This window comes from Streptomyces sp. NPDC059718 (assembly GCF_042733315.1).
Taxonomy (GTDB): Bacteria; Actinomycetota; Actinomycetes; order Streptomycetales; family Streptomycetaceae; genus Actinacidiphila.
Map to the genome: position 1 here is coordinate 40199 of NZ_JBHWGA010000033.1, position 19896 is coordinate 60094.

16 protein-coding genes and 1 pseudogene are annotated in these 19896 nt (G+C 70.4%); 6 read left to right on the forward strand and 11 right to left on the reverse strand.

From position 1 onward, the window contains the following. Positions 1-62 precede the first annotated feature (62 nt). The 3 genes from ACFV3E_RS31295 to ACFV3E_RS31305 are packed head-to-tail and all read right to left on the reverse strand — an operon-like array spanning position 63 to position 3441. Positions 63-1511: a VWA domain-containing protein gene (locus tag ACFV3E_RS31295; RefSeq protein WP_500537717.1), complete on the reverse strand. Its 1449-nt coding sequence runs from the start codon at positions 1509-1511 to the stop codon at positions 63-65. Next, on the reverse strand, positions 1508-2926 hold the full coding sequence (locus ACFV3E_RS31300; RefSeq protein ID WP_500537718.1) for a hypothetical protein: 1419 nt from the start codon (positions 2924-2926) through the stop codon (positions 1508-1510). The genes ACFV3E_RS31295 and ACFV3E_RS31300 overlap by 4 nt, the downstream gene beginning before the upstream one ends. Next, entirely contained in the window at positions 2896-3441 is a 546-nt protein-coding gene (locus ACFV3E_RS31305) for a hypothetical protein (protein ID WP_500537754.1), read from the reverse strand. Before ACFV3E_RS31305 ends, ACFV3E_RS31300 begins: the two co-directional genes overlap by 31 nt. Before the next feature lie 1273 nt (positions 3442-4714). Here ACFV3E_RS31305 and ACFV3E_RS31310 point away from each other — a divergent pair. Together ACFV3E_RS31310 and ACFV3E_RS31315 are read left to right on the forward strand one after the other, a co-directional pair. Next, positions 4715-4891: pseudogene (locus ACFV3E_RS31310) on the forward strand (Ku protein); the annotation flags it as partial. Between the two features lie 35 nt (positions 4892-4926). Then, complete coding sequence (locus ACFV3E_RS31315) at positions 4927-5469, forward strand: Ku protein (RefSeq protein WP_500537719.1); 543 nt, start codon at positions 4927-4929, stop codon at positions 5467-5469. Here ACFV3E_RS31315 and ACFV3E_RS31320 read toward each other — a convergent pair. The 6 genes from ACFV3E_RS31320 to ACFV3E_RS31345 all read right to left on the reverse strand — a co-directional run bounded on the left by ACFV3E_RS31320 (position 5413) and on the right by ACFV3E_RS31345 (position 11470). Beyond that, positions 5413-6312 carry a hypothetical protein gene (locus ACFV3E_RS31320; protein WP_500537720.1) on the reverse strand — a complete coding sequence of 300 codons (900 nt, stop codon included), beginning with the start codon at positions 6310-6312 and terminating at the stop codon, positions 5413-5415. The two genes, ACFV3E_RS31315 and ACFV3E_RS31320, sit on opposite strands and share 57 nt — an antisense overlap. A 72-nt stretch (positions 6313-6384) precedes the next feature. Beyond that, positions 6385-6810, reverse strand: coding sequence for a hypothetical protein (locus ACFV3E_RS31325; protein WP_500537721.1), 426 nt, complete (start codon positions 6808-6810; stop codon positions 6385-6387). A 212-nt stretch (positions 6811-7022) separates the two neighbouring features. After that, entirely contained in the window at positions 7023-7931 is a 909-nt protein-coding gene (locus tag ACFV3E_RS31330; protein WP_500537722.1) for an AraC-like ligand-binding domain-containing protein, read from the reverse strand. Positions 7932-8558: 627 nt separating this feature from the next. After that, positions 8559-9662 carry an AAA family ATPase gene (locus tag ACFV3E_RS31335; RefSeq protein WP_500537723.1) on the reverse strand — a complete coding sequence of 368 codons (1104 nt, stop codon included), beginning with the start codon at positions 9660-9662 and terminating at the stop codon, positions 8559-8561. Continuing rightward, complete coding sequence (gene pnuC, locus ACFV3E_RS31340; RefSeq protein ID WP_500537724.1) at positions 9659-10315, reverse strand: nicotinamide riboside transporter PnuC; 657 nt, start codon at positions 10313-10315, stop codon at positions 9659-9661. Before pnuC ends, ACFV3E_RS31335 begins: the two co-directional genes overlap by 4 nt. Before the next feature lie 231 nt (positions 10316-10546). Continuing rightward, entirely contained in the window at positions 10547-11470 is a 924-nt protein-coding gene (locus ACFV3E_RS31345) for a cupin domain-containing protein (RefSeq protein WP_500537725.1), read from the reverse strand. 73 nt (positions 11471-11543) lie between these two features. Between ACFV3E_RS31345 and ACFV3E_RS31350 the strand changes: the two genes are divergently transcribed. Together ACFV3E_RS31350 and ACFV3E_RS31355 are read left to right on the forward strand one after the other, a co-directional pair. Then, complete coding sequence (locus ACFV3E_RS31350; RefSeq protein ID WP_500537726.1) at positions 11544-12929, forward strand: FAD-dependent oxidoreductase; 1386 nt, start codon at positions 11544-11546, stop codon at positions 12927-12929. Between the two features lie 82 nt (positions 12930-13011). After that, positions 13012-14052: an MBL fold metallo-hydrolase gene (locus tag ACFV3E_RS31355; protein ID WP_500537727.1), complete on the forward strand. Its 1041-nt coding sequence runs from the start codon at positions 13012-13014 to the stop codon at positions 14050-14052. Positions 14053-14778: 726 nt separating this feature from the next. Here the strand turns inward: ACFV3E_RS31355 and ACFV3E_RS31360 are convergent. Then, positions 14779-15993: an RNA-guided endonuclease InsQ/TnpB family protein gene (locus ACFV3E_RS31360; RefSeq protein ID WP_500537728.1), complete on the reverse strand. Its 1215-nt coding sequence runs from the start codon at positions 15991-15993 to the stop codon at positions 14779-14781. A 48-nt stretch (positions 15994-16041) separates the two neighbouring features. On the opposite strand from ACFV3E_RS31360, the gene tnpA reads away from it, so the two are divergent. Together tnpA and ACFV3E_RS31370 are read left to right on the forward strand one after the other, a co-directional pair. Beyond that, on the forward strand, positions 16042-16470 hold the full coding sequence (tnpA, locus tag ACFV3E_RS31365) for an IS200/IS605 family transposase (RefSeq protein WP_500537729.1): 429 nt from the start codon (positions 16042-16044) through the stop codon (positions 16468-16470). A 433-nt stretch (positions 16471-16903) separates the two neighbouring features. Further along, a complete protein-coding gene (locus ACFV3E_RS31370) occupies positions 16904-17338 on the forward strand; it encodes a ribosomal maturation YjgA family protein (protein WP_500537730.1) in 435 nt (144 codons plus the stop codon). A gap of 20 nt (positions 17339-17358) precedes the next feature. Here ACFV3E_RS31370 and ACFV3E_RS31375 read toward each other — a convergent pair whose 3' ends face one another. After that, a complete protein-coding gene (locus ACFV3E_RS31375) occupies positions 17359-19791 on the reverse strand; it encodes a helicase-associated domain-containing protein (protein WP_500537731.1) in 2433 nt (810 codons plus the stop codon). Between the last annotated feature and the right edge of the window lie 105 nt (positions 19792-19896).

Consider the following 19896-nt stretch of genomic DNA (forward strand, 5'->3'; position numbering starts at 1 on the left):
ATGGGGTGCTGCTCGGGTTGCGTTGGATTGCTTCGTGGTGCCTTGGGCTGCCTGGGGCGCGCTCAGGCGAGGAACGTCTTGAGCTCGTGGACGAGCTTGCGTATGTGCCCGGAGATCACCGGTGTGCCGAGGTCCTTGAAGCGCTCCCGGAACCACGGGTTGACGCTGCCGCGGCCGGAGCTGGTCACCGAGCCGACGGGGATGAACTTGACCCCCGAGCGGTGGAGGGCGGCCATGCTCTCGAACAGCGGCTCCGTCCGCCATTCGTAGAAGTCGGAGATCCACACGACGACGGTGTTGCGGGGCTCGGCGACCTTCGGCTGCGCGAGCGCCATGGCGACCGTGCCGTCGGTGCCGCCGCCGAGCTGGGTGCGCAGCAAGGTCTCGAAGGGGTCGTGGACCCAGGGCGTGAGGTCGAGCGCCTGCGTGTCGTACGCGATGAGGTGGACGTCCACCTTCGGCAGCCCGGCGAAGATCGAGGCCAGGATGGTGCAGTTGACCATGGAGTCGACCATCGAGCCCGACTGGTCCACGACGACGATCAGCCGCTGGGGTGTCGTCTTGCGGGCGGTGTGCCGGTAGTAGAGGCGGTCGACGTAGAGCCGCTGCTCCTCCGGGCTCCAGTTGGTGAGGTTCTTCCAGATGGTGCGGTCGAGGTCGAGGTTGCGGAACACCCGCTTGGGCGGGACCGAGCGGTCGACGGCCCCGACCGAGGCCTTCTCGACCTGCGTGCGCAGTACTTCGGCGACCTCGTCGACGAAGCGGCGGATCAGGGACTTGGCGTTGGCCAGGGCGACACCGGAGAGGTTGTTCTTGTCCCGCAGCAGCTGCTCGATCAGCGACATGCTCGGGGTCAGCTGTGCGGCGAGCTTGGGGTCGGCCAGGACTTCGCGCAGATGCATCCGCTTGACGAGGTCGGCCTCGATGGAGCCGAGTTCGGGGCCGATCGCCGGGATCAGCCGGCTGAGGTCGGGCGTGGTGCCCCCGCCGCCGGTACCGGTCGGGCTGACGCCACGTCCTGCCGCCCGTCCCCCGGCGCGGCCGCCCCGCAGCTCGCCGGGACGGCAGCCGAGCGCGCGTTCCAGCCAGCCCGCGTCGGACTGCCAGCGTGCCAGCTGCCCGGCAGTGACCGTGCCGGAGCCGGAGGCGAAGACGTTGAGCAGCACCTTCGACACCAGTGCGGCGCGGCGGACCTCGGCGGCCCGGTCGCGTGCGCCGTCCTCGGGTTCGGGTTCGGGGGTCATCAGACCGTCGAGCTCGGCGGCCAGCTCCGGGTGGCGCTGCACGATGGAGTCGACGGAGGCCTGCGGGTCCAGCAGGGCGGGCGGCAGGCCGATGTCCTCGACGACGGCGAGGCTCGCCGATTCCAGGGTGGCCTGCTCCTCGGGGTCGAAGAGCCGGGCCAGCAGGCGCCAGTACAGGACCTGGCGGCGGTTGTCGTACGGGTCGGCGACGGGAGGCCCGTCGGTGCCGTCGAAGTGCCCAGTCTGCCCGGTGATCTGTTCGGTCACTTACGCAGCAGCCTTCCTGCGCGTTCCCGCAGGACGTCCACGGCGTCGGTGGCGGCCTTCTCGGCCTTGACGCCGTTCTTGTCGGTCGTCCCGCCCGCCCATGCCCCGGCGTGGACGGTGACGGCCTTCTTCCGCACGGTCGTCTCGACGGCGAGCGGCTGGACCCGGTACGTGCCGTCGTCCCAGCGGAGCAGGGCGATGCAGGCGCCTGACGCCGTGATCGCCTCGGGGGTGAGCGGCCCGGCGGCCGGGACGCGGTCGGTGTCGACGGCGAGGGTCTGCCCGGCGGCGGTGAACGTCACCGCGCCGTCCTCGGTCCCGGCGGCGTAGCCCTCCAGGAAGACCGGTACGGCGATGCGCGTGGGGTGGCGGTCCAGGGGTGCGACGGTCGGGTCGGCGGCGGTGGGCAGTGCGACGCGGGCGGTGGCGAAGGCGTCTGCGGGCTCGCCCGCTTGGGCGTGGGCGTCGTTCCAGAGCAGGTCGCCCTCGGTGGTGACGGGCATGCCGGTGAGGTCCATGGAGCGGCCCTCGCTGATGGCGGCCAGCAGCGACATGTGGGGGCGGAGCAGTTGCCAGAGTCCGGCGCCGACGACGGAGTCGGGCTTGGGCGCGGACACGCTCGCGCGCACCAGGCGGGGTGTCGTGCCGTCCGCGGGTTCGAGCACGGCGTGGACCTGGGCCTGTACGGCGGTGGCGTGCTCCTGGAGGTCGACGCCGAGGGGCAGGAGGCGGCCGGTTGCCGTGCTGGTGGCGGGTGCGCCGGTGGCGCCGGGCAGCGTCAGCAGCATCCCGCGTGACCACAGGTCGGCCCAGCGGCGTGCGGGGAATCGTTCCATGGTGGCGCCGGGGCAGGAGGCGGCGAGTTCGGTGGCGAAGCCGTCGAGGAGCGTGGCCAGGCGGCGCAGTGTCGGGTCGGGCAGCATCGCGGAGACGATCTGTGCGGCGCCGGACACGAGGTCGTGGTCGAGGCCCTGCCAGCCGGAGCGGGCCAGGTCGGACAGCCAGGACCGGGCGGCGGCCAGCAGGTTCGGGGCCTGGCCGCCTTCGGGCTCCGGGGCGTCTTCTTCGGCGCGGGGGCGGCCGGTGGCCTCCTGGATCCGGGCCGTCAGCGCGTCGTGGGCGGCGCCGAGCAGCGCGGTGCGGGCGGCGGCGAGGACGACCAGGTGGTCCTCGCTTGCGGCGCCGGCCGCCGCTTTCTCGGCCGCCTCGGCGACCCTGGCGGCCAGCGGGGTTCCCGCGACGGCGTGGACGAGTTCCGTCAGGCCGGCGGTCTGGGCGGGCTGCGGGCGCAGCAGTCCGGCGACGAGCGTGGCGTCGAAGGCGTCGACGGCCGCCAGGGTCTCGTCGAGCCCGGGGAGGGCTTCCGTGAGCAGGTCGTGGCGCATCACGCCACCGCCCTGGTCGGCGGGAACCACTGCATCTCCGGCAGCGGGGCGGTGGTGGGGGCGAGTTCCAGGTAGGCGAGGTGGCGCAGGAACCGGCTGAAGACCGGCGCCGCGGCCTGCTTGTCCCCCTGCGAGGGGCGGGCGCCTGTCATGGCGGCGGTGAGGGTCTGGGCGTCCGGCTCGCCGCCCGCGGTCTCGACCTTGACGTAGCGGGAGACGCGCTCGGCGCCGTACTGCAGGACGGCCTCGACGATCAGGGCTCGTATGTGGTTGCAGAAGCCGCCGCGTGCGCCGCCGCAGGGCCGGTTGTTGTTGGTGCTGCAGGTGTAGGCGTAGGTGCCGGCGGCGACCGACGAGACGTAGACCCGCTCGATGTCCGAGCCGCTGGACACCACGCCCTGCAGTCGTCCGTCGGCCAGTTCGACGAACGGTACCTTGGCGAGCTTGCGCGGCCGGGCGGGTGCCGTCACCCGTGCCGTGCTCGATTTCTCCCAATCTGACAACGCGCCATCTCCTGTGCAGCATGGGGGTATTCCGCGCCACATCGGCGGGACGTCAATGAACATATCCGCGATCACTGACAACGCCGTCTGGCTATGCACAGCCCCAGGTCAAGGGCACAGGGAAGTGCACGGGGCGACCTCCGAGAACACCGCTTCACGGCCCTCCCGGCGGAAGGTGTGCCGGAAGGACCACCGGGCGTCCCGGCGGACACCGCGTCACCGCGGTGAGGCGAGCCCACCGCGCTCCGGAAGCGGGGCGGCGAAGCGCCAGCCGCGGGCGAGCAGCGCATCGACGGCGGTCACCGCCTCCGGGTCGTGTGCGCAGGTTCGAATCCTGCGGGGGCACCTCGCACGAGGTGCCGAAAGACCCCGCTACCAGCCATAACGCTGGATGCGGGGTCTTCGCGTATGCGCAGGCGTATGCCGCCGGAAGCGGGCCTAGGACGAGGTCCGTGGACTATCCATGGAAGGGATCTTGAGGCATCGGCGCAGGTCAGTCCGCAGAAATGACGAACCCCGAACGTTGACGAGGCTCCCCCCATCTGACTGTCGCCGGAGTTTCGTAAAAGGCCAGGTCGTCGGAATGGGGGCACTTGAGATCCAGCACCACTCCGCAGGTCTACCCGGCAGCCACAACCTGGCCGGCCGTGACCTGAGGGGGGTTGGGAAGCAGTGACGCGAGGTTGTCACGTACGAAGTCCGCCGCCCTCTTGACCGACTCTTCGGCCCCGGCTTGGTCTTCAAAGACGCTGGTAGAGACCATCACTCCATCCCCGGCGTCAACCCAGTAGTAAGCCACGAACCCGGGGACTTGGCGGAGGAGAGCCACGAATCCCTCGGCCACTCGTCGCCCCGCCCCAGCCGGGTCGGTCACCCCTTCGTAACGCCGAACTACTGCGTACATAGCTGATCTCCTCACGGATCCCAAGGTCACCTTGCGCGAAACGACATACCCCCACCGCGCGTCTCTCGCTCGCGGGACGTCCGAAAGTGACTCGGACAGGCGCATTGGTGATCCAAACCGGGCGTCTGTCGTGGCCAGGGCTGGGCGAATCGCAGCTTCACGACCGGCGCAACGTCCACGGGCTTCCCACCCGTCCCGGCGCGTACGCGGGGCTGTCACGCCAGCAGGCGCGCGCCAGCCGAAGGCCGAGAAGGGCATAGAGGTGTGTGTCGTCATGCGGTGCTTCGCTCACCGCTCAAGTGTTCCAGCACGCCCGTAGCTGGGGAAACGGATTGCCGTGGCTTGGACCATGGTCACCGGGCCGGAGCAGCGTGCCGGGCGGCGTACCGCCCCGGGTTGCACGCTGTCCGTATGCGCGCGACGCGGACCGGCTTCATCAGCTTCGGGCTCGTGACGCTCCCGGTGCAGCTCTTCACAGCGACTGAGGAGCACGGCGCTGGCTTCCACCAGGTCCACGCGAGCGATGGCGCGTGCATCCGCCACCGGAAGGTCCGCGAGCGGGAGGACGTCGAGGTGCCGCAGTCGGAGATCGCGCGCGGCTGGAACGGCCTGACGGCCGCACGGTGGTGCTCCTCGACGAGGACCTGGCCCCGCTCCCCATCCCGACGAGGAAGACGGTCAAGGTCCTCGGCTTCGTCGACGAGCGGGACGTCCACCCGGTCTGGTACTCGAAGCCCTACTGGGTCGGTGCGGCCGGCGAGCAGGCGCAGCGGCCGTACGCGCTGCTCGTCGAGGCCCTGGCGCGGCATGGCACGGTCGCCGTGGCGATGGTGACTCTGCGGACGAGGGAGCGCCTGGCGGTGCTGCGGCCGCGCCACGGGATGCTCGTCCTCCACACGTTGCTCTGGCCGGAGGAGATCCAGGCCAACATCGCTTGCCGCGTCTTCACTGATCCCGAAGCTCCGCTTCCTGGCAAGGCAAAAGTCCTCTCCCAGCTACGGAGACGCAACAGGTCGCCTCCCACCTGGCTGCAGGACCGGAAAGATCAACGGTGTTCGCCTCCCGCACACACCACCACGACGACACTTCCGCTTCCCACTGCCGGCCGGTCAGGGCGCGGGAAAGGAGAGGCGCAGGCCGTACTGTTCCTCGGTGCCGCGGAGTGAGGGGACGAGCGTCTTTCGCAGCTCGCGGATCTGGTCGGCGTGCTCGTCCACGAAGCGTGTGCGCAGGCGCAGACGCGCCGGTTCGCGGACGGCCTCGACCGGGCGCATGCAGGAGGCGTAGGCGTGGCCGAGTTCGCGGTTCACGCGCGGCAGGTCGATGGTGTCGGCGGTGAGCAGGCGGGAGTCGACGAGCCCGAAGAACGCGTCCTCGTCGCGGACGTGGAAACCGTGTCCGGCGAGACAGCCGGGCAGGGTGCCCAGGGCCCGGATGGTGGCAGGGTCGCGGCGCAGCGAGGCGAGTTCGCGGAACCACTCTCCCTGAAGCGGGGCGAAGGCATCGCGAGTCCGACGGGCAGCTGCGGAGCCTGCGTCGCTGCAGCGGCGTATCGCGGCCGGGTCGGCGGATCGGGCGGCGGCGGGATTGCCGGAGCGGGCCGTGAGCGCGCCGGCGGCGGGGGCCGGCACTTCGGCGCTCTGGCCGAATCCGTGCCGGTCGATGAAGTCCAGGTCGGGAATGTCTCCGAAGGGGATGAAGGCGACCGGCATCTGTTCGGGCAGGCTGATTCCGGCGTCGCGCGCGCAAGAGGCCGCCGCGTAACGCGATGCCTGCTGCCGGAGGACGTCCATGCCCTGGGTCCAGCGGGTTTCGGCGCCGGTCGCGGGGAAGAGCATGCGTACGGGATCGTCCGGCAGGGTGTGGGTGAGGCGGGCGGGGACGGCGTGGGCGACCGGCGCGCTGCCCGACGGGATGGGGCCGGTCGAGCAGGCGGCAGCGGACAGGGCGACGGCCGCCGCCGCGACGACGCGGGCCACGAATCGGTACGGGCTCGCCGGACGGATCATCCGGGTCGCTCCTCTCCTCCGGTGGCCGGGGGCCGCCGACAGGCGGCACCCCGGCGAGGCGCGGAATTGGGGTCAGTGAGTGATCTTGACCGTGTCGCCGCTGTCCAGCCAGCTCGCGACCCCGAAGCGGGTGCCGTCGGCGACGTCGGTGCACAGGAAGAAGAAGGGGTCGCTGACGCTGTGGTTCCCGTCGTAGACCCTGACGTCGGTCCTGTATCCCCTGGAGCAGGTGAACCAGCTGCCGTCAGAGGAGCGGCGCAGGCGGCCGGCGTAGTAGTCGTAGTTGTCCGCCGACTTGTCGTCGGTGTAGGTGAGGTTGAGGTCGCTGCACGAGCTCGTGGACGACTTGACGGCGGTGATGGTGCCCTGGGCCTCGTACCCGGTGTTGAGCGTCGACGTCACGCAGGCCTGCGGCGCTGCGGACGCGGCAGGAGCGAGCACCAGGCAGGCCGCGGCGGAGACCAGCGCAAGGGCGCCGGAGACGATGGATCGGTTCATGGATCCCCCAGTTCACGTGTCGTCTCGGGTGGACGTCGTCCGCCCACCCGGGTGTGCTTCGCAGTGCCCCCTCGGGACAGTCGTCCACAGCTGTCGCTGTTGGCGTCCGGCGCGTCGCCGGTGTGTCCCCGTGGTTCGGTGGCGGGTTCGAGCTTGCCGGGTGCGGGGCACGAAGGCATTGTCCTGTGGCGACAGTGCATTGACGGTTCGCGTCATGCCTCCGGAACCGCTGTGAGCTGCTGCCACTCGCGGGGACTGATGCCATAGGCGGCGCGGAAGGTGCGGGTGAAGTTTGCCGGGCTGGCGAATCCCCAGCGGGCGGCCGTGGCGTGGATGGGGCGTTCACGCAGCAGGGGGTCGGAGAGGTCGCGTCGGCAGCGGTCCAGGCGGCGGGTCCGGATCCACGCGGCAGGGGTGGTTTCGTGGGTTCGGAAGAGGCGTTCCAGCGTGCGAGGAGAGACGTTGTGTGCCGCGGCGATGCGCCCGGGGGTGAGAGCGGGATCGCCGAGGTGGTGCTGGATGTAGGCGAGGGCGCGCTCGAAGAGCACCCGGGTGTCCGAAGCTTGGGAGGGTTGCCGGAAGTCCAGGCGCTGGGAGAGGAGGGCGGAGATCAGGTCCAGGCTGACGGTTGCCAGGCGGGCGGTGTCCAGGGGGCTGTACTGGCCCGCGTGGGCCAGGAGACCGCTCAGGTGGGCCGCTGTCAGCGCACCGGTCCCCGTCCGCCCGCACATCGGCGTGGCCAGTAGTGACTCCGCGGCTCTCGCGGACACGGGCAGCAGCCCCCGGGGGATGCTCACGGTCAGGCCCCGCACGTTGCCGGACTCTGCCCTCAGCACATTGGTGTACGGACGTGAGGAGTCGACGAGCACCAGGGTCCCCGCCGGTAACACTGCCGACCGGTCGCCCTGCACGAGCCAGGCCGTCCCCCGTGTGATCAGCCCCAGGTGATAGACGTCGGGGTCCGACCGGCGGATCAGCCGTGCGGTGCGCCTGGCCTCGAGACCGGGCTGATCGAAGGACGCCACGCGCAGCGGGCCGGCCTCGACCGCATGAATGGTGGCGTCGAAATCCGCCGTATGGTCACTGTAAATCTCAAGGGGCGCCACGATTCGCTCGACCATCTCCTGCCAGAAGTCGAAGCGCTCGTGGCGCGGTAAGACGCGCGTACTGACCCTTGTTTCCATACCCTTACCCCCCATGGATGATCCGGCTGACGGATTCCGAAGCGCATGTTTTGGCATGGCCAAGCCAGGCAACTCTCGGCTTGGCCGAAAACGCCTCATCGTGAGCGAGCCGGGATGCGGTGTGCGGCCGCCAATCCGGCCCTCTTTTGGGTGGCGCTGGGCACTCAATCGCCCGAGTGCCGCACCAGGGCGGACTACGCGGGAACGGGCGGCCTGCGCGGGTCGGTCATGCTCAGCACGGCCACGCTGCCGCCGACGGCACCGGCGGCCCGGTTGGGCGCGCGACGTGGACTAGCCTGCTCCGCCATGATCTCCCCCGTGAAGTCAGCGTGGCGAGTGCCGATGATGCCATGAGCGAGCGCCTCGCGGACAGCACCTTCACCGCCATCCGTACCGGTTCGACGAGGGAACCCGCGGGCTGCGAGTGAACCCGCTTGACGGTAGAGTGCCGTGTCCCGCCTGCGGGTCCGCCCGTCGGCGCGTGCCACCGGACGGGCCGATCTTCGCCGCCGATTCCGGTCCCGTCGCTCCGAACACCGATCCAGCGGGTCGCCGTCGCCCGGGTCACTCCGGCGCGTTGTACCTCACCCGCTCCGGCAAGGGCGCGGTGAACCCCCAGCCGCGGGCCAGCAGCGTGTCGACGGCGGTCGCGGCCGTCCGCAGCCGCTGCTCGTGCGGGCCGGTGAGCACCACGTACAGCAGGCCGCGGCGGGTGAGTTCGGTACGGAAGCGGTCGGTCATCCAGGAGCGCAGGTGCTCGCCGTCGCGCAGCCCGTCGTCCTCGAAGGGCACACCGGCGTCGTCGGTGAGCAGCCACAGGTGCTGCCGGCCCCGCGCGGCGACGGCTTCGACGCGCGGATTGGGTCCGCCCATGTAGCGCTCGTGCCAGATGGTCGTGGCCATGGCGTCGGTGTCGCAGAACAGGACGGGCGACCCGGTCCGTGCGGCGGCGTCCTCCTCGGCGTGCTGGCGTTCGGCGATCACCTCGAACTCGTCGGAGTCCCAGGTGACTTCGTCGAACGTGGCGTCCGGCCGGGTCTCCCGCAGCCGCGCGTACTTCTCCTCGCTGAAGGTGCGCCCGTACTCGGGCACCCAGCGCGTCGCCTCCCACACCCCGCCACGCGCCCGGTAGTGCTCCGCGAGGGCGCGGGCCATGGTGGTGGTGCCGGTCGACTCCGCGCCGACGACCACCACCCGGCGGGCCAGGGCCGCCCGTACCGGTGCGGCCAGGTGGTGCCAGCAGGCGACGGGGTCCTCGCGGACGGCCGTGCCGGAGACGGGGTGTGCCGTACGGCGCAGGTCCACCGTCACCGCCGCCGCGCCGAAGCGGCGGGCGAGTTCCTGCCCGTACGGCTCGGAAGTGAAGACGGCGTCGACGGGATCCGGGACGGCGGCCCGGAAGACCGCCATGTGGGCGTCCCAGACGGCGGGGTCGGTGCAGTCGACGGGTATGTCGTCCACGGCGCCGACGATGTCGATGCCCGCCTCCGGGTGCACCTCCCGCATCCACGCGACGCGTTCCGCGAGGGGGACGGACTCCACGGCGGAGGCGCAGACCAGCACCGTGAGCCTGCGGCACCGCGCGGCGGCGCTGCGGACGAGGTGGTGGTGGCCGGCGTGCGGCGGGTAGAACTTGCCGAGCACCAGCCCGTGGTCGAACTCGCTCACGCCGCGACCTCCGCCGGGGTCGCTGTACTCGTACGGGCTGCCGACTCGCCGATCCAGCCGCGCAGGCCGACCAGGCAGAGCAGCAGGAAGCCGGCATAGAGGAGCGAGGTCAGGTAGAGGCCCTTGTAGGCGTACAAGGGGATGTAGACGAGGTCGGCGGCGATCCAGAGGTACCACGACTCGATCTTCTTCCGGCACTGGCCGTAGGTGGCGGCGAGCGACAAGGCCGTGGTGAGCGCGTCCCAGAAGGGCACCGTGGAGTCGGTGGCCCGGTCGAGCAGCACGGTCAGGAGCGCGGTGGCGATCACCGTCGCCGGGGCCAGGACCGCCCAGGTACGGCGGTCCGTTCGGCTGACGGCGAGCCGCCCGGCGGCCGATCCCGCGGCGGCCCAGGACCACCACCCGTACACCGCCAGCGCCACGTAGACGATCTGCAGGGCGGCGTCCGCGTAGAGGCCGGCACCGGCGAAGAGCAGGATGAAGAAGAGGTTGTTGGCGATGCCGACGGGCCAGTTGGCGATGTGCCGGCGGGCCACGAGCCACACGCAGAGCGCGCCGCTGCCGAAGCCCAGCACCTCGACCCAGCTGACGGGGGTGTCCAGCAGGATGAACAGCGGCTGCTGGAGCGGGGCGAACACATCCGCGAGAGCCACGCGGCGACCTCCCATAAATGTCAACCTGACGATAATGGGCGGACGTAGCTGGGGCAAGGGAATTACCTCGGTGCGGAGGTGCGAGGCGGACCCCGGACCGGGGAACCCGTACCCGGCGCTTGCGGTCGAGGTGCGGATTCCGCTGCTCACTTCCGCGCGCGGTGAGGGTGGGCACGGGATGATCGTCCCCACGAGCAGGATGCGACCGCGGACACGATCGCGCCGGACCCGTCACACCCCGCGCAGCGAGTTCTCGCGCCGGAAGCGGGCGGGTGTCGTGCCGAGATGGGCCCGGAAGGCCCGTGAGAACGCGGACTCGGAGTAGTAGCCGACCTGGCCGGCGACGGCCGCGACGGTGGCGTCGGTGCTGGTGAGCAGTTCCGCTGCCGCCATCAGCCGTACCCGGGTGAGGAAGGCGCCCACGGTCGTCCCGGTGTCCCGGGTGAAGTGGCGCAGGAAGGTGGCGCGGGACATGGCGGCCGTGCGGCTGAGCCGTTCGATCGTCCAGTCGGCTCCGGGGTCGTTGAGCATGCCTTCGACGGCCGACGCGATGCGGCCGTCGGCCGCCGCGGTCCACAGGGTGGTCCGGGTGACATCGCCCCGCGCGGTACGCAGCACCATCGCCAGCAGCACGGTGCACAGGGCGGAGAGGATCGCCGCGGTGCCCTCGCCCTCACGTCTCGCCTCACCGCGCATCAGGGCACTGAGCATGCGCAGCACCTCGTCGCTCTCGGCCGACTGCCCGAAGGAGACGTGCACCGGGTCGGGCAGGCTCGCGAACAACAGTGAGCCCGAACCGGCGTCGAAGGTGTAGTGCCCGCAGAACAGGTCGATGACGGGCTCCGCGCCGTGCTCGCTGCGCGTGGTCACGAACACGTCCCCGGCCGCCTCCGCCGTCCCCACCTGGCCGCTTCCGCCGTCGGTGATCACCCGGTGCGGGGCGCCGCTCGGGATCATCACCACGTCCCCGGGGCGCAGGTCGAGCAGGACCGTGCCCACCTGCAGCCGGCATGTGCCTTCCAGCAGCACGTGGAAGGGCGCCTCCAGCTCGCCGTGAGCCGGCACGTCCATCCTGGTGCCGGCCCCGAGCAGGCAGCGCTTGTCGAGGTCGGCCCTGAGCCGGGCCAGGCGCAGCAGTCGGCTGACAGAGTCCACGGTGAGACTTTCGGGCAGGACAGTGAGACGCTCGAGTCTATTTGCCCCAGTGGCCGGGTCGCAGACTCGACGCATGGAGATCACCACAGCACTCACCGCGGACGTCCTGGTCATCGGCTTCGGCAAGGGCGGCAAGACCGCCGCTCATGCGCTCGCCGAGGCCGGCCGCCGCGTGGTCCTGATCGAGCGGTCCGAGAACATGTACGGCGGAACCTGCCCCAACGTCGGCTGCGTACCGACCAAAATGCTCGTCCACTATGCCGGCACCAAACGCCTCAAGGACGACGCGCAGGGGTTCTTCGCCCACTCGATCGCCGGCGTCCGCGCGCTGACCAGTGCCTTCCGCGCCGGCAACTTCGAGGCGCTGAACGGCAGGGACACCGCGACGGTGATCACCGGCACGGCCCGGTTCGTCGATCCGCACACCGTCGCCGTCGGGGAGGGACCGGACCTCGTCACCGTCACCGCCCCCACGATCCTGGTCAACACCGGATCGGAGCCGGTGATCCCCCCGATTCCCGGCCTTGCGAGCAGCCCCCATCTGGTCTCCAGCACGGAGCTCACCCGCACGCAGAACCTGCCCGAGCGTCTCGTGGTCCTGGGAGGTGGATACCTCGGCCTGGAGTTCGCGGGGATCTACCAGCGCTTCGGCACCGAGGTGACGGTCCTCGAAGCAGCCGACCGGCTCCTGCCGCGGGAGGACGAGGACATCGCCGGGTCCGTCGGGGAGATCCTCACCGGCGACGGCATCCGCCTCATCACCGGCGCGAACGTCACCGAGGTGCGTGACAGCGGCGCCGTCTCCACCGTCGTCTACGAGAAGGACGGGCGGACCCACACCGTCGAGGCCTCCGCGCTGCTGCCCGCCACCGGGCGCCGCCCCGTCACCGACGGCCTCCGGCTCGACGCCGCCGGCGTCCGAACCGCACCGAACGGTGCGATCGTGGTGGACGAGTACCTGCGCAGCAGCCAACCGCACATCTACGCACTCGGCGACGTCAACGGCGGCGAGCAGTTCACCTACATCTCCCTGGACGACGCGCGCATCGTGCTGGACCAGCTCCTGGGTGAGGGCAAGCGCACCACGAGCGACCGCAGGGCCGTGCCCCACACCCTGTTCATCACACCCCCGCTCGCCACCGTGGGACTGACCGAGAGCCAGGCGCGCGCACAGGGGCTGAACATCAAGGTCTCGCGGGAGAAGGTCGCCGACATCGTGGCCATGCCCCGCGCATACACGGTCGAGGAGACCCGCGGCGTCATGAAGTTCATCGTGGACCCGGACACCGATCTCATCCTCGGGGCCGCCCTGCTCAGCATCGACGCGCAGGAGATCATCAACACCGTCGCGCTGGCGATGCGGCACCACATCACGGCCACGCAGCTCCGCGACTCGATCTACACCCACCCGAGCTCGACCGAAGCCCTCAACGAGGTCTTCGGCAAGGTCCTCCCCTGACCGGCCCGAGCCGCCCGCGGCGGGCGTTCACCCGGGCACGGTGTGCCGTCAGGCCCATATCGCGTCTCGCCACGCCCTTCACGTGGCGTCGACGGAATTCCGCGTCGGGGCAGGATGCAACTGCCGTCAGGCCGTGAGACAAATGGGACAGGTCCAGAAGAGGTCCAGGCGCCTCAAGCCGCGGGCGCCGAGCGAGAACGACCAGCCGACCCGCCTTCCAGAAGAGAAACGAACGATGCAGCAGAAGAACAGGCCCTTCGAACTCGGCGACGTCCGGATGCACACGCGCGAACTCGGCGACGGCGTGTACGCGGTCATGGCAGCGGATGTCGACGACACCGACCACACCGCGACCAACGCCGGTTTCGCCGTCGGCGATTCGGGAGTGCTGGTGGTCGAGTCGCTGAGCAACGGCCGTTTGGCGTCCCAGGTCATCGGCGCGGTGCGCACAGTGACCTCGCTGCCCATCCGGTTCCTGGTCAACACGAGTTTCCACGGTGATCATTGCTTCGGAAATTTCGCCTTCCCGTCACAGACGGTGATCATTCACCATGAGGCGACCAAGCGTGCGATCGACGAGCGATTCGAGCAGGACCGCGCCTTCATGATCGACTTGCTCGGCCCGAACGTGGGAATCGAGGAGGTGGTGGCCCGCTCGGCGGACGTTGCGGTGTCCGGGCCGTGCTCCCTGGACCTGGGAGGCAAGCACGTGGACATCGACCACATCGGCTTCGCCCAGACCGACGGCGACCTGGTCGTCCGAATGCGCGAGGACAACATCGTCTTCGTCGGGAACATGCTGCAGGCGCCGCCCCCGGCATTCCCGTGGCTGCTGGAGGGGCGAGCCCACGAGGCCCTCGCCACCTACCGGCGCCTTTACGACGTCCTCGACGACGACACCCTGATCGTGCCGGGCCACGGCCGCACCATGCGCCGTGCAGACATCCTGCACTCGATCGCCTACCTCGAGGAACTGACCGGCCTGGCACGGGACGCCCACGACAAGGGACTGCCGGCCGACCAAGCCCACCAAGCACTCGAGATGAAGGAGTACAGCGACTACAGCATGTACGAATCCATCCACCTACAGGTCAACATCCCTGCAGTACTGAACGCCCAATGAGCAGCGTGCGCAGGAACCCTGGCACCTGGCGGCCCCCCGCCCGGACGCCACCCGCAGCGGCAACCACGACCCGCTCAACCACCGACTAACCGACAGGCAACGGGACTTGAGCAGCAGACTCGGGGGTGGGCGCGTCCTGTCCGGCAGGGTGAACAGCGACTGCTGGACGAGGGCGAGCACATCCGCGAGAGCCACGACGGGCGAAGGGGTGGCGAGCGGCGGCAAGAGCCGTGAAGGCGTCGACCAAGCGGGGTACGTGAAGCCACCGACGCGTGCGCGGCGTCGGCACGATCGGGCCGACTCCGCTGCAACAGAACCCGGCCCTGTCCCCTGGTGCGAGTGGCAACGGCCGGGGTCAGCCAAACAGACCACCTATACCCCAGGGACACCCTGCCTGGGTGCCTCACGGGATAAGATCCGGTGAACCGGATTTCGTCGTGGCCTCGAGGACAATGGCAGCAGGTCGGCAAAGCAAAGGCAATACCTTTGCGGAGCGATACCGCTCCGAGAATGGCCGCAAAATGCCCATCCTGTAGTCGGTCGCGGCCCTGACCTGGCAGTACGGCCCAACTGCCCGGAAAGCCGCGTGGCATGGTTGTCCGGATTTCGCCCACGCTGCCGTCAGGCGCGAAATCAATTCAGGATACCGGGTGGACCGATCCCCGGCGTGGCGTGGGCTCCACTCTGCCCGTGACTCCTCCACCCCGTAAACGGGGTGGCTTCTCGCTATGCCGGTTGGGCTTCGCGACGGACCAGCCCGGCCCGTAGAACGTTCAGGGCGCCCACCGTGTCAGCGTGCGCGGTGTGGCCGCACGAGACACAGTGAAACTTCTCCTGTGTGGGCCGGTTCTCCGCGCTGGTATGTCCGCATTGCGGGCACTGGCGCGAGGTGTTATGGGGGTCCACGGCGATCACTTCCCGTCCGGCGCTTTCAGCCTTGGCGTGCAGGATTGTCAGGAACACCCCCCATCCGGCATCGTTGATCGAGCGGTTGAGTGCGGTCTTCGCCACCGCGCCGTTGGGCAGGAACGCGCCCGGCTTATCGGGGTCGGGCTTGGGCCTGGCGGCGCGGACCATGTTGCGGATCTTGAGGTCTTCGTGCGCGATGAAGTCGTGTTCGCGGACCAGCGTGAGGGCGGTCTTGTGTGCGTGGTCGAGCCGCTGGCGGCGGACCTTGCCGTGCAGCTTGGCGACCTTCTCCACCGCGCGGCGGTGGTTGGCCGTGCGCTTGTCCCGGCGTACACGCGGGAACTTCGCCAGGGCCTGCTGCGCGGCTTGAAGCTTCGCAGCGTTGGCACGGCCGTGGCGCGGGCTGGGGACGAATCCGCCGCCCGAGTCGGCGAGGAAGTTGGCTATGCCCAGGTCGATGCCGACCACACTGCCCGTCGCGGGCAGCGGCTCGGGCTGGTCCTGTTCCGCCATCAGCACGACGAACCACTTACGGCCCTCGCGCTTGACGCTGACCGTCTTGACCTTGCCGACCACCGGCCGGTGCTGATGCACCTTGACGTGCCCGACACCTTGGAAGCGGACGCGGGTGACCGGGTCGTGCGGCGTACTGTCCCAGCGGCAGCCGTCCCCATCCTTGGGGAAGTCGACCGTATCGAACCAGTTCACCCCTCGAAAGCGGGGATATCCGGGCGCCTGGCCGGCCTTGAGGCGGCGGAAGAACGCGGCGAACGCCTTGTCCAGCCGGCGCAGGGTGGCCTGCTGCGAGGAGAACGACCAACGGCCCTGACACTCCGCGTCGAATGCCCGGATGTCCTTGAGCTGCGCGGACTGCATTCCGTACGTGACGCTCGTCTTCGACACGTGCCGGTAGGCGTCGCGGCGTTCTTGTAACGCGCCGTTGTAGAGCGAGCAGTGATCCCGCAGCATCTCGGAGAGGGCCTGGTCCTGACCGACGGTGGGCCGCATAAGGAACTTGTACGCACGGATCACCAGCCCACCCCCTTCGGTACAAGTCGACCTCGACTCTAACATTGGTTCATGTCACCACGCTGGGAGCCAAACCCCGATGTACGGCGCGGCCGTCACGTCGTCCATAACCTGCACGCGCACTTGGTGTTCGTCACCAAATACCGGCGGACCGTCTTCAATGACGCCATGCTGACGCGCTGTGAAGAAATCATGCGGAAGGTGTGCCAGGACTTCGAGGCCGACCTGACCGAGTTCAACGGCGAAGAGGATCACGTGCACCTGTTGGTGCACTACCCGCCAAAGGTCGCACTTTCCAACCTGGTCAACTCCCTCAAAGGCGTCTCCTCACGCCGCCTGCGGCAGGAGTACACCGGCCATGCCAACCAGGCAATCATGCACGGCCGCTTCTGGTCCGGCTCCTATTTCGCCGGCTCATGCGGTGGAGCGCCCCTCCAGGTGGTCAAGGACTACATCGAGAACCAGAAGCGGCCCGACTGAGCGCGGGCCACTGGTGGAGGATTCCGGAGCGATGCTGCGGCGCTCCGCGCCGCAGGGCTCAGGATCGGATTCCCTCCCCGCCTGAACGCGGCGATTCCCTCCGAAGAAGAGGGATGGGAGGTCCCCCGGCGTGCCGCAGGACACGCACACACATTATCCGTCCACCGAAGAACCCCGACAAAGTAGTCGCGGTATCCGCACACCCACAGCGGTCGTTGTCGTCCTGGTCGCCTTGGTCCTGGGAATCGCGTTCGCCTCGCATATCCGGATCGACGTCCACATCGCGGCTCCGACACTGCCGGCCCTGATAGCGGCGGAGCTGATCCGTAGGCTCATCCGTTCCTTCATTTCACCGAAGGACCGGTAGGCGCCGGAAGCACGAGTCGGCGCTGCGCCCGACAGGCGTCCTCCGGGCGTCCGACACAATGGCCCCGTGACCCCGGCATCCGAATCCCACCACCGCCCCGCAGACTCGGCGCGGACCCGACTGACGGCAGCCGCGGCTGCGGTCACCACCCTCTGTGCGGGGCTGGGGCTCCGGGCCGTGGCGGAGGGGAGCGTCGCCAAGTACGGCGGAGACGCGCTCTACACCGTCCTGCTCGTCACCCTCGTCGTTCTGGTGGCCCCCCGGGTGACGCCTCTGATGGCCGCCGGAAGCGCCTTGGCCGCCAGTTGGGTGATCGAGTTCCTGCAGCTCAGCGACGTGCCCGCGGAGCTCGCCCAACGCAGCGTCGTCGCCCGTCTCGTGCTCGGTTCCACTTTCAATCCGCCGGATCTGCTCTGGTACGCCTTCGGCGCGGCGGCGGGCTGGCTCGTCCACACCGCGGTGTGCTCCTTCCCGGAACGCCGGCGTACGGAGCACCGCTGACCCTGTCCCGCCGCCCCGGTTCAGCGCGCGGCGAGCCGTAGCGCCATCTCCCGGGCGGAGGAGGGCAGTCCGCGGACGGGCTCCCCGTACTGCGGGTGTGCCTGGTCGAGGGTGGGGACCAGGGAGCGGGACCGTTCCTCGGGTAGGCGTTCCAGGACCGTCGTGCCCGTCTCCGCCTCCAGGGCCGGGGCGTAGCCTGCCGTGCGCAGGGCGGCGAGGGTCTCGTCCGGGGGCAGGGTGGAGATCAGCACCGTCGGGGCGATTCGTCGCAGGCCCAGCTTGGCGAGGCCGCGCGTCTGCGTGACCTCTGCGATCAGTGTCGTGTCGTCGGAGCGGATGCAGCACGCCGAACGCACCACCCGTAGCCGCCCGTGGCTGCGGGCGACGTCCTTGACCGTGTACGTGAGCGGTTGCGGCAGTTCCGTTCCCGGTCGGCGGACGGCGGTGAGGCGTTCGAGGATGCCGTCGGCGTCCCATCCCGCGTCGAAGGCGCGGCGCAGGGAGGCGGGCGTGATGCGCCAGACCACGGCGTGCCCCTCGGACTCGATGTCGCCGACCGCGGACAGCAGCGCTGCCAGATCGGGGGCGGGGGCGCCGGTGACCGTGGCTGTGGAGTCGGCCTGGAACCGGGCCGTGGTGCTCGGCGCCGGCAGCATCGAGCGCAGGGCCTCGCGCAGCGCGGCCACCGCCTTGGCTAGGGCCGGGCGCTCGGCCAGGCCCTCCCCGAGCCGGTCGGCGCCCTCGGCCGCCGGGTCGGCGTCCGCGCCGGGCACGGCCGGGTAGTGGCGGGCGGCCCCGGCGCCCAGGAGTCCGGCGACCGCGCGGCCGGCTTCGGTGAGCGCGCCGTGGGCCATCAGGCCGAGCAGCTCGGCCTCCGCCAACGTGGCCTCGAGCCGCCCTTCCAGGTCCTCGTCCTCGTAGGGCGCGATCAGCACCGGCCGGAACCAGACGGCGCGCTCGAGTAGTTCGTCGCGTCCTTCTCCCCCGGCGGTCAGCCCGTATCCGTCCGGCAATGTGGCCAGCGCCTGTAGCACGCCGTGCCGCAGCGGCGCCGCGTAGGGGTCCTGGGGGCTGATCAGCGCGACCGGGGTCTCGCCCTCCTGCGGCCAGTACGTGAACACCTCGGGGACCGCGGCCCAGGCGGCCGTCAACGGCAGCAGCTTTCCGGCGGGTGTGGCCGCGGCCCAGGCGTCGTAGCGCTCGCTGGGCAGCAGACGCGCCGGCTGTGGTGGAGCGGCGGGTCGCCTGCGCCCCCGGCCGCGAGCGGCAGGCTCCGCCTTCTCACTCTGGGGGGCGGCGAGGCCCGCGTTCACCGCCAGGTCGAGCCACAGCCGGGTGTGTGCCTCGTCCGTCCCGGCCGCCTTGGCCAGCCTCCTGGTGTCGCGCACGGCGATCCCGCCGGCCTTGCGCACCGCCACCGGACGCGCGGCCAGTTCCCGCAGCACCAGTTCCGCCCGCCATGCGGCGGCCCCCGCCGCCACCGCGCCCTGGGCCGCCCAGTCCGGGGGCAGTCGCGTGAGGCACGTCAGCGGCTCCGCGTCCAGGCTCGGCGCGGGCGCGGGCTGATCCGCGCGCAGTGCGTGGCCGACCTCGTACGGCAGCTCCACCAGATCAGGCCCGACCGGCACCACCATGCCGTGTCCGGCGAGCCAGTCGGTGCCTTCGTCCCCGCTGCCGCCGTCCCGGAACGTGTACTTGCGGTCCGGTCCCGCGTAGTCGCCGAACCGGGGGACGAAGCAGTGCGTGCGCAGCAGCGGGGGTCCCTGCAGCATGTGGTCGAGCAGTTCGTGAGCGGCCGCCGGGGCGGTGGCCACCAGCTCCCGCACCCGGCCGGGGTCCGCGAGCAGCGCGCCGACCGCTGCTTGCGCGTCCGCGCGGGTGCGCTGCTCGATGCCGAGGGCGGCGGCGATCCGTTTGATCTCGGGCGCGTTGTACGCCTGTGTGAGCAGCAGGTCGGCTGGCCTGCCGTAGCCGTCCATCCGGGCCGCCGATGTATGCAGCAGCGGCGGCAGCGCCAGCCGGCCGTGCGGCGCGGGGAGCACCAGAGCGCGCTCCCGGAGCCGTTGCAGGGCTTCCGCGGTCCTCTCGCGGGGTGTGCCGCCCTGCTCCAGCCAGTCCAGAACCTCTGCCTCGGGCACCAGCCGGGTGTAGGGGTCCACCGGCGGCGGCGCCGGGCGCCAGGCGTACGTGTGCTGCTCGGCCGCGGGCACCGGCCCGTACGTCTCCAGGGCCCGGGCCGCCACGCACGCCAGCAACTGCGCCTCCCCGCCCGTCCCCGCGGCGACGGCGCGCTCCACGGAGTCGTCGGTGAGGAGGTGCTCAGCCAGTTGCCGGAAGGTGGTGACCGGCGCATAGCCCGCGGCACGGGGCAGTTCGCGCTCTTCCAGCAGGGCGGTCAGGGATTCGGAGGAGAGCCCGGCGAGCCACTGTTCCAGGGCAGTACGTGCATGCACCCCCCTGAGCCTAGAACAGTCCGAGTCCCCCGATGGCACCCTCTCGCGATGTGCTTCGGCTCGGGAGGCGCCGTACCTGCGGGAACGAGGTGCGGCCTCACGACA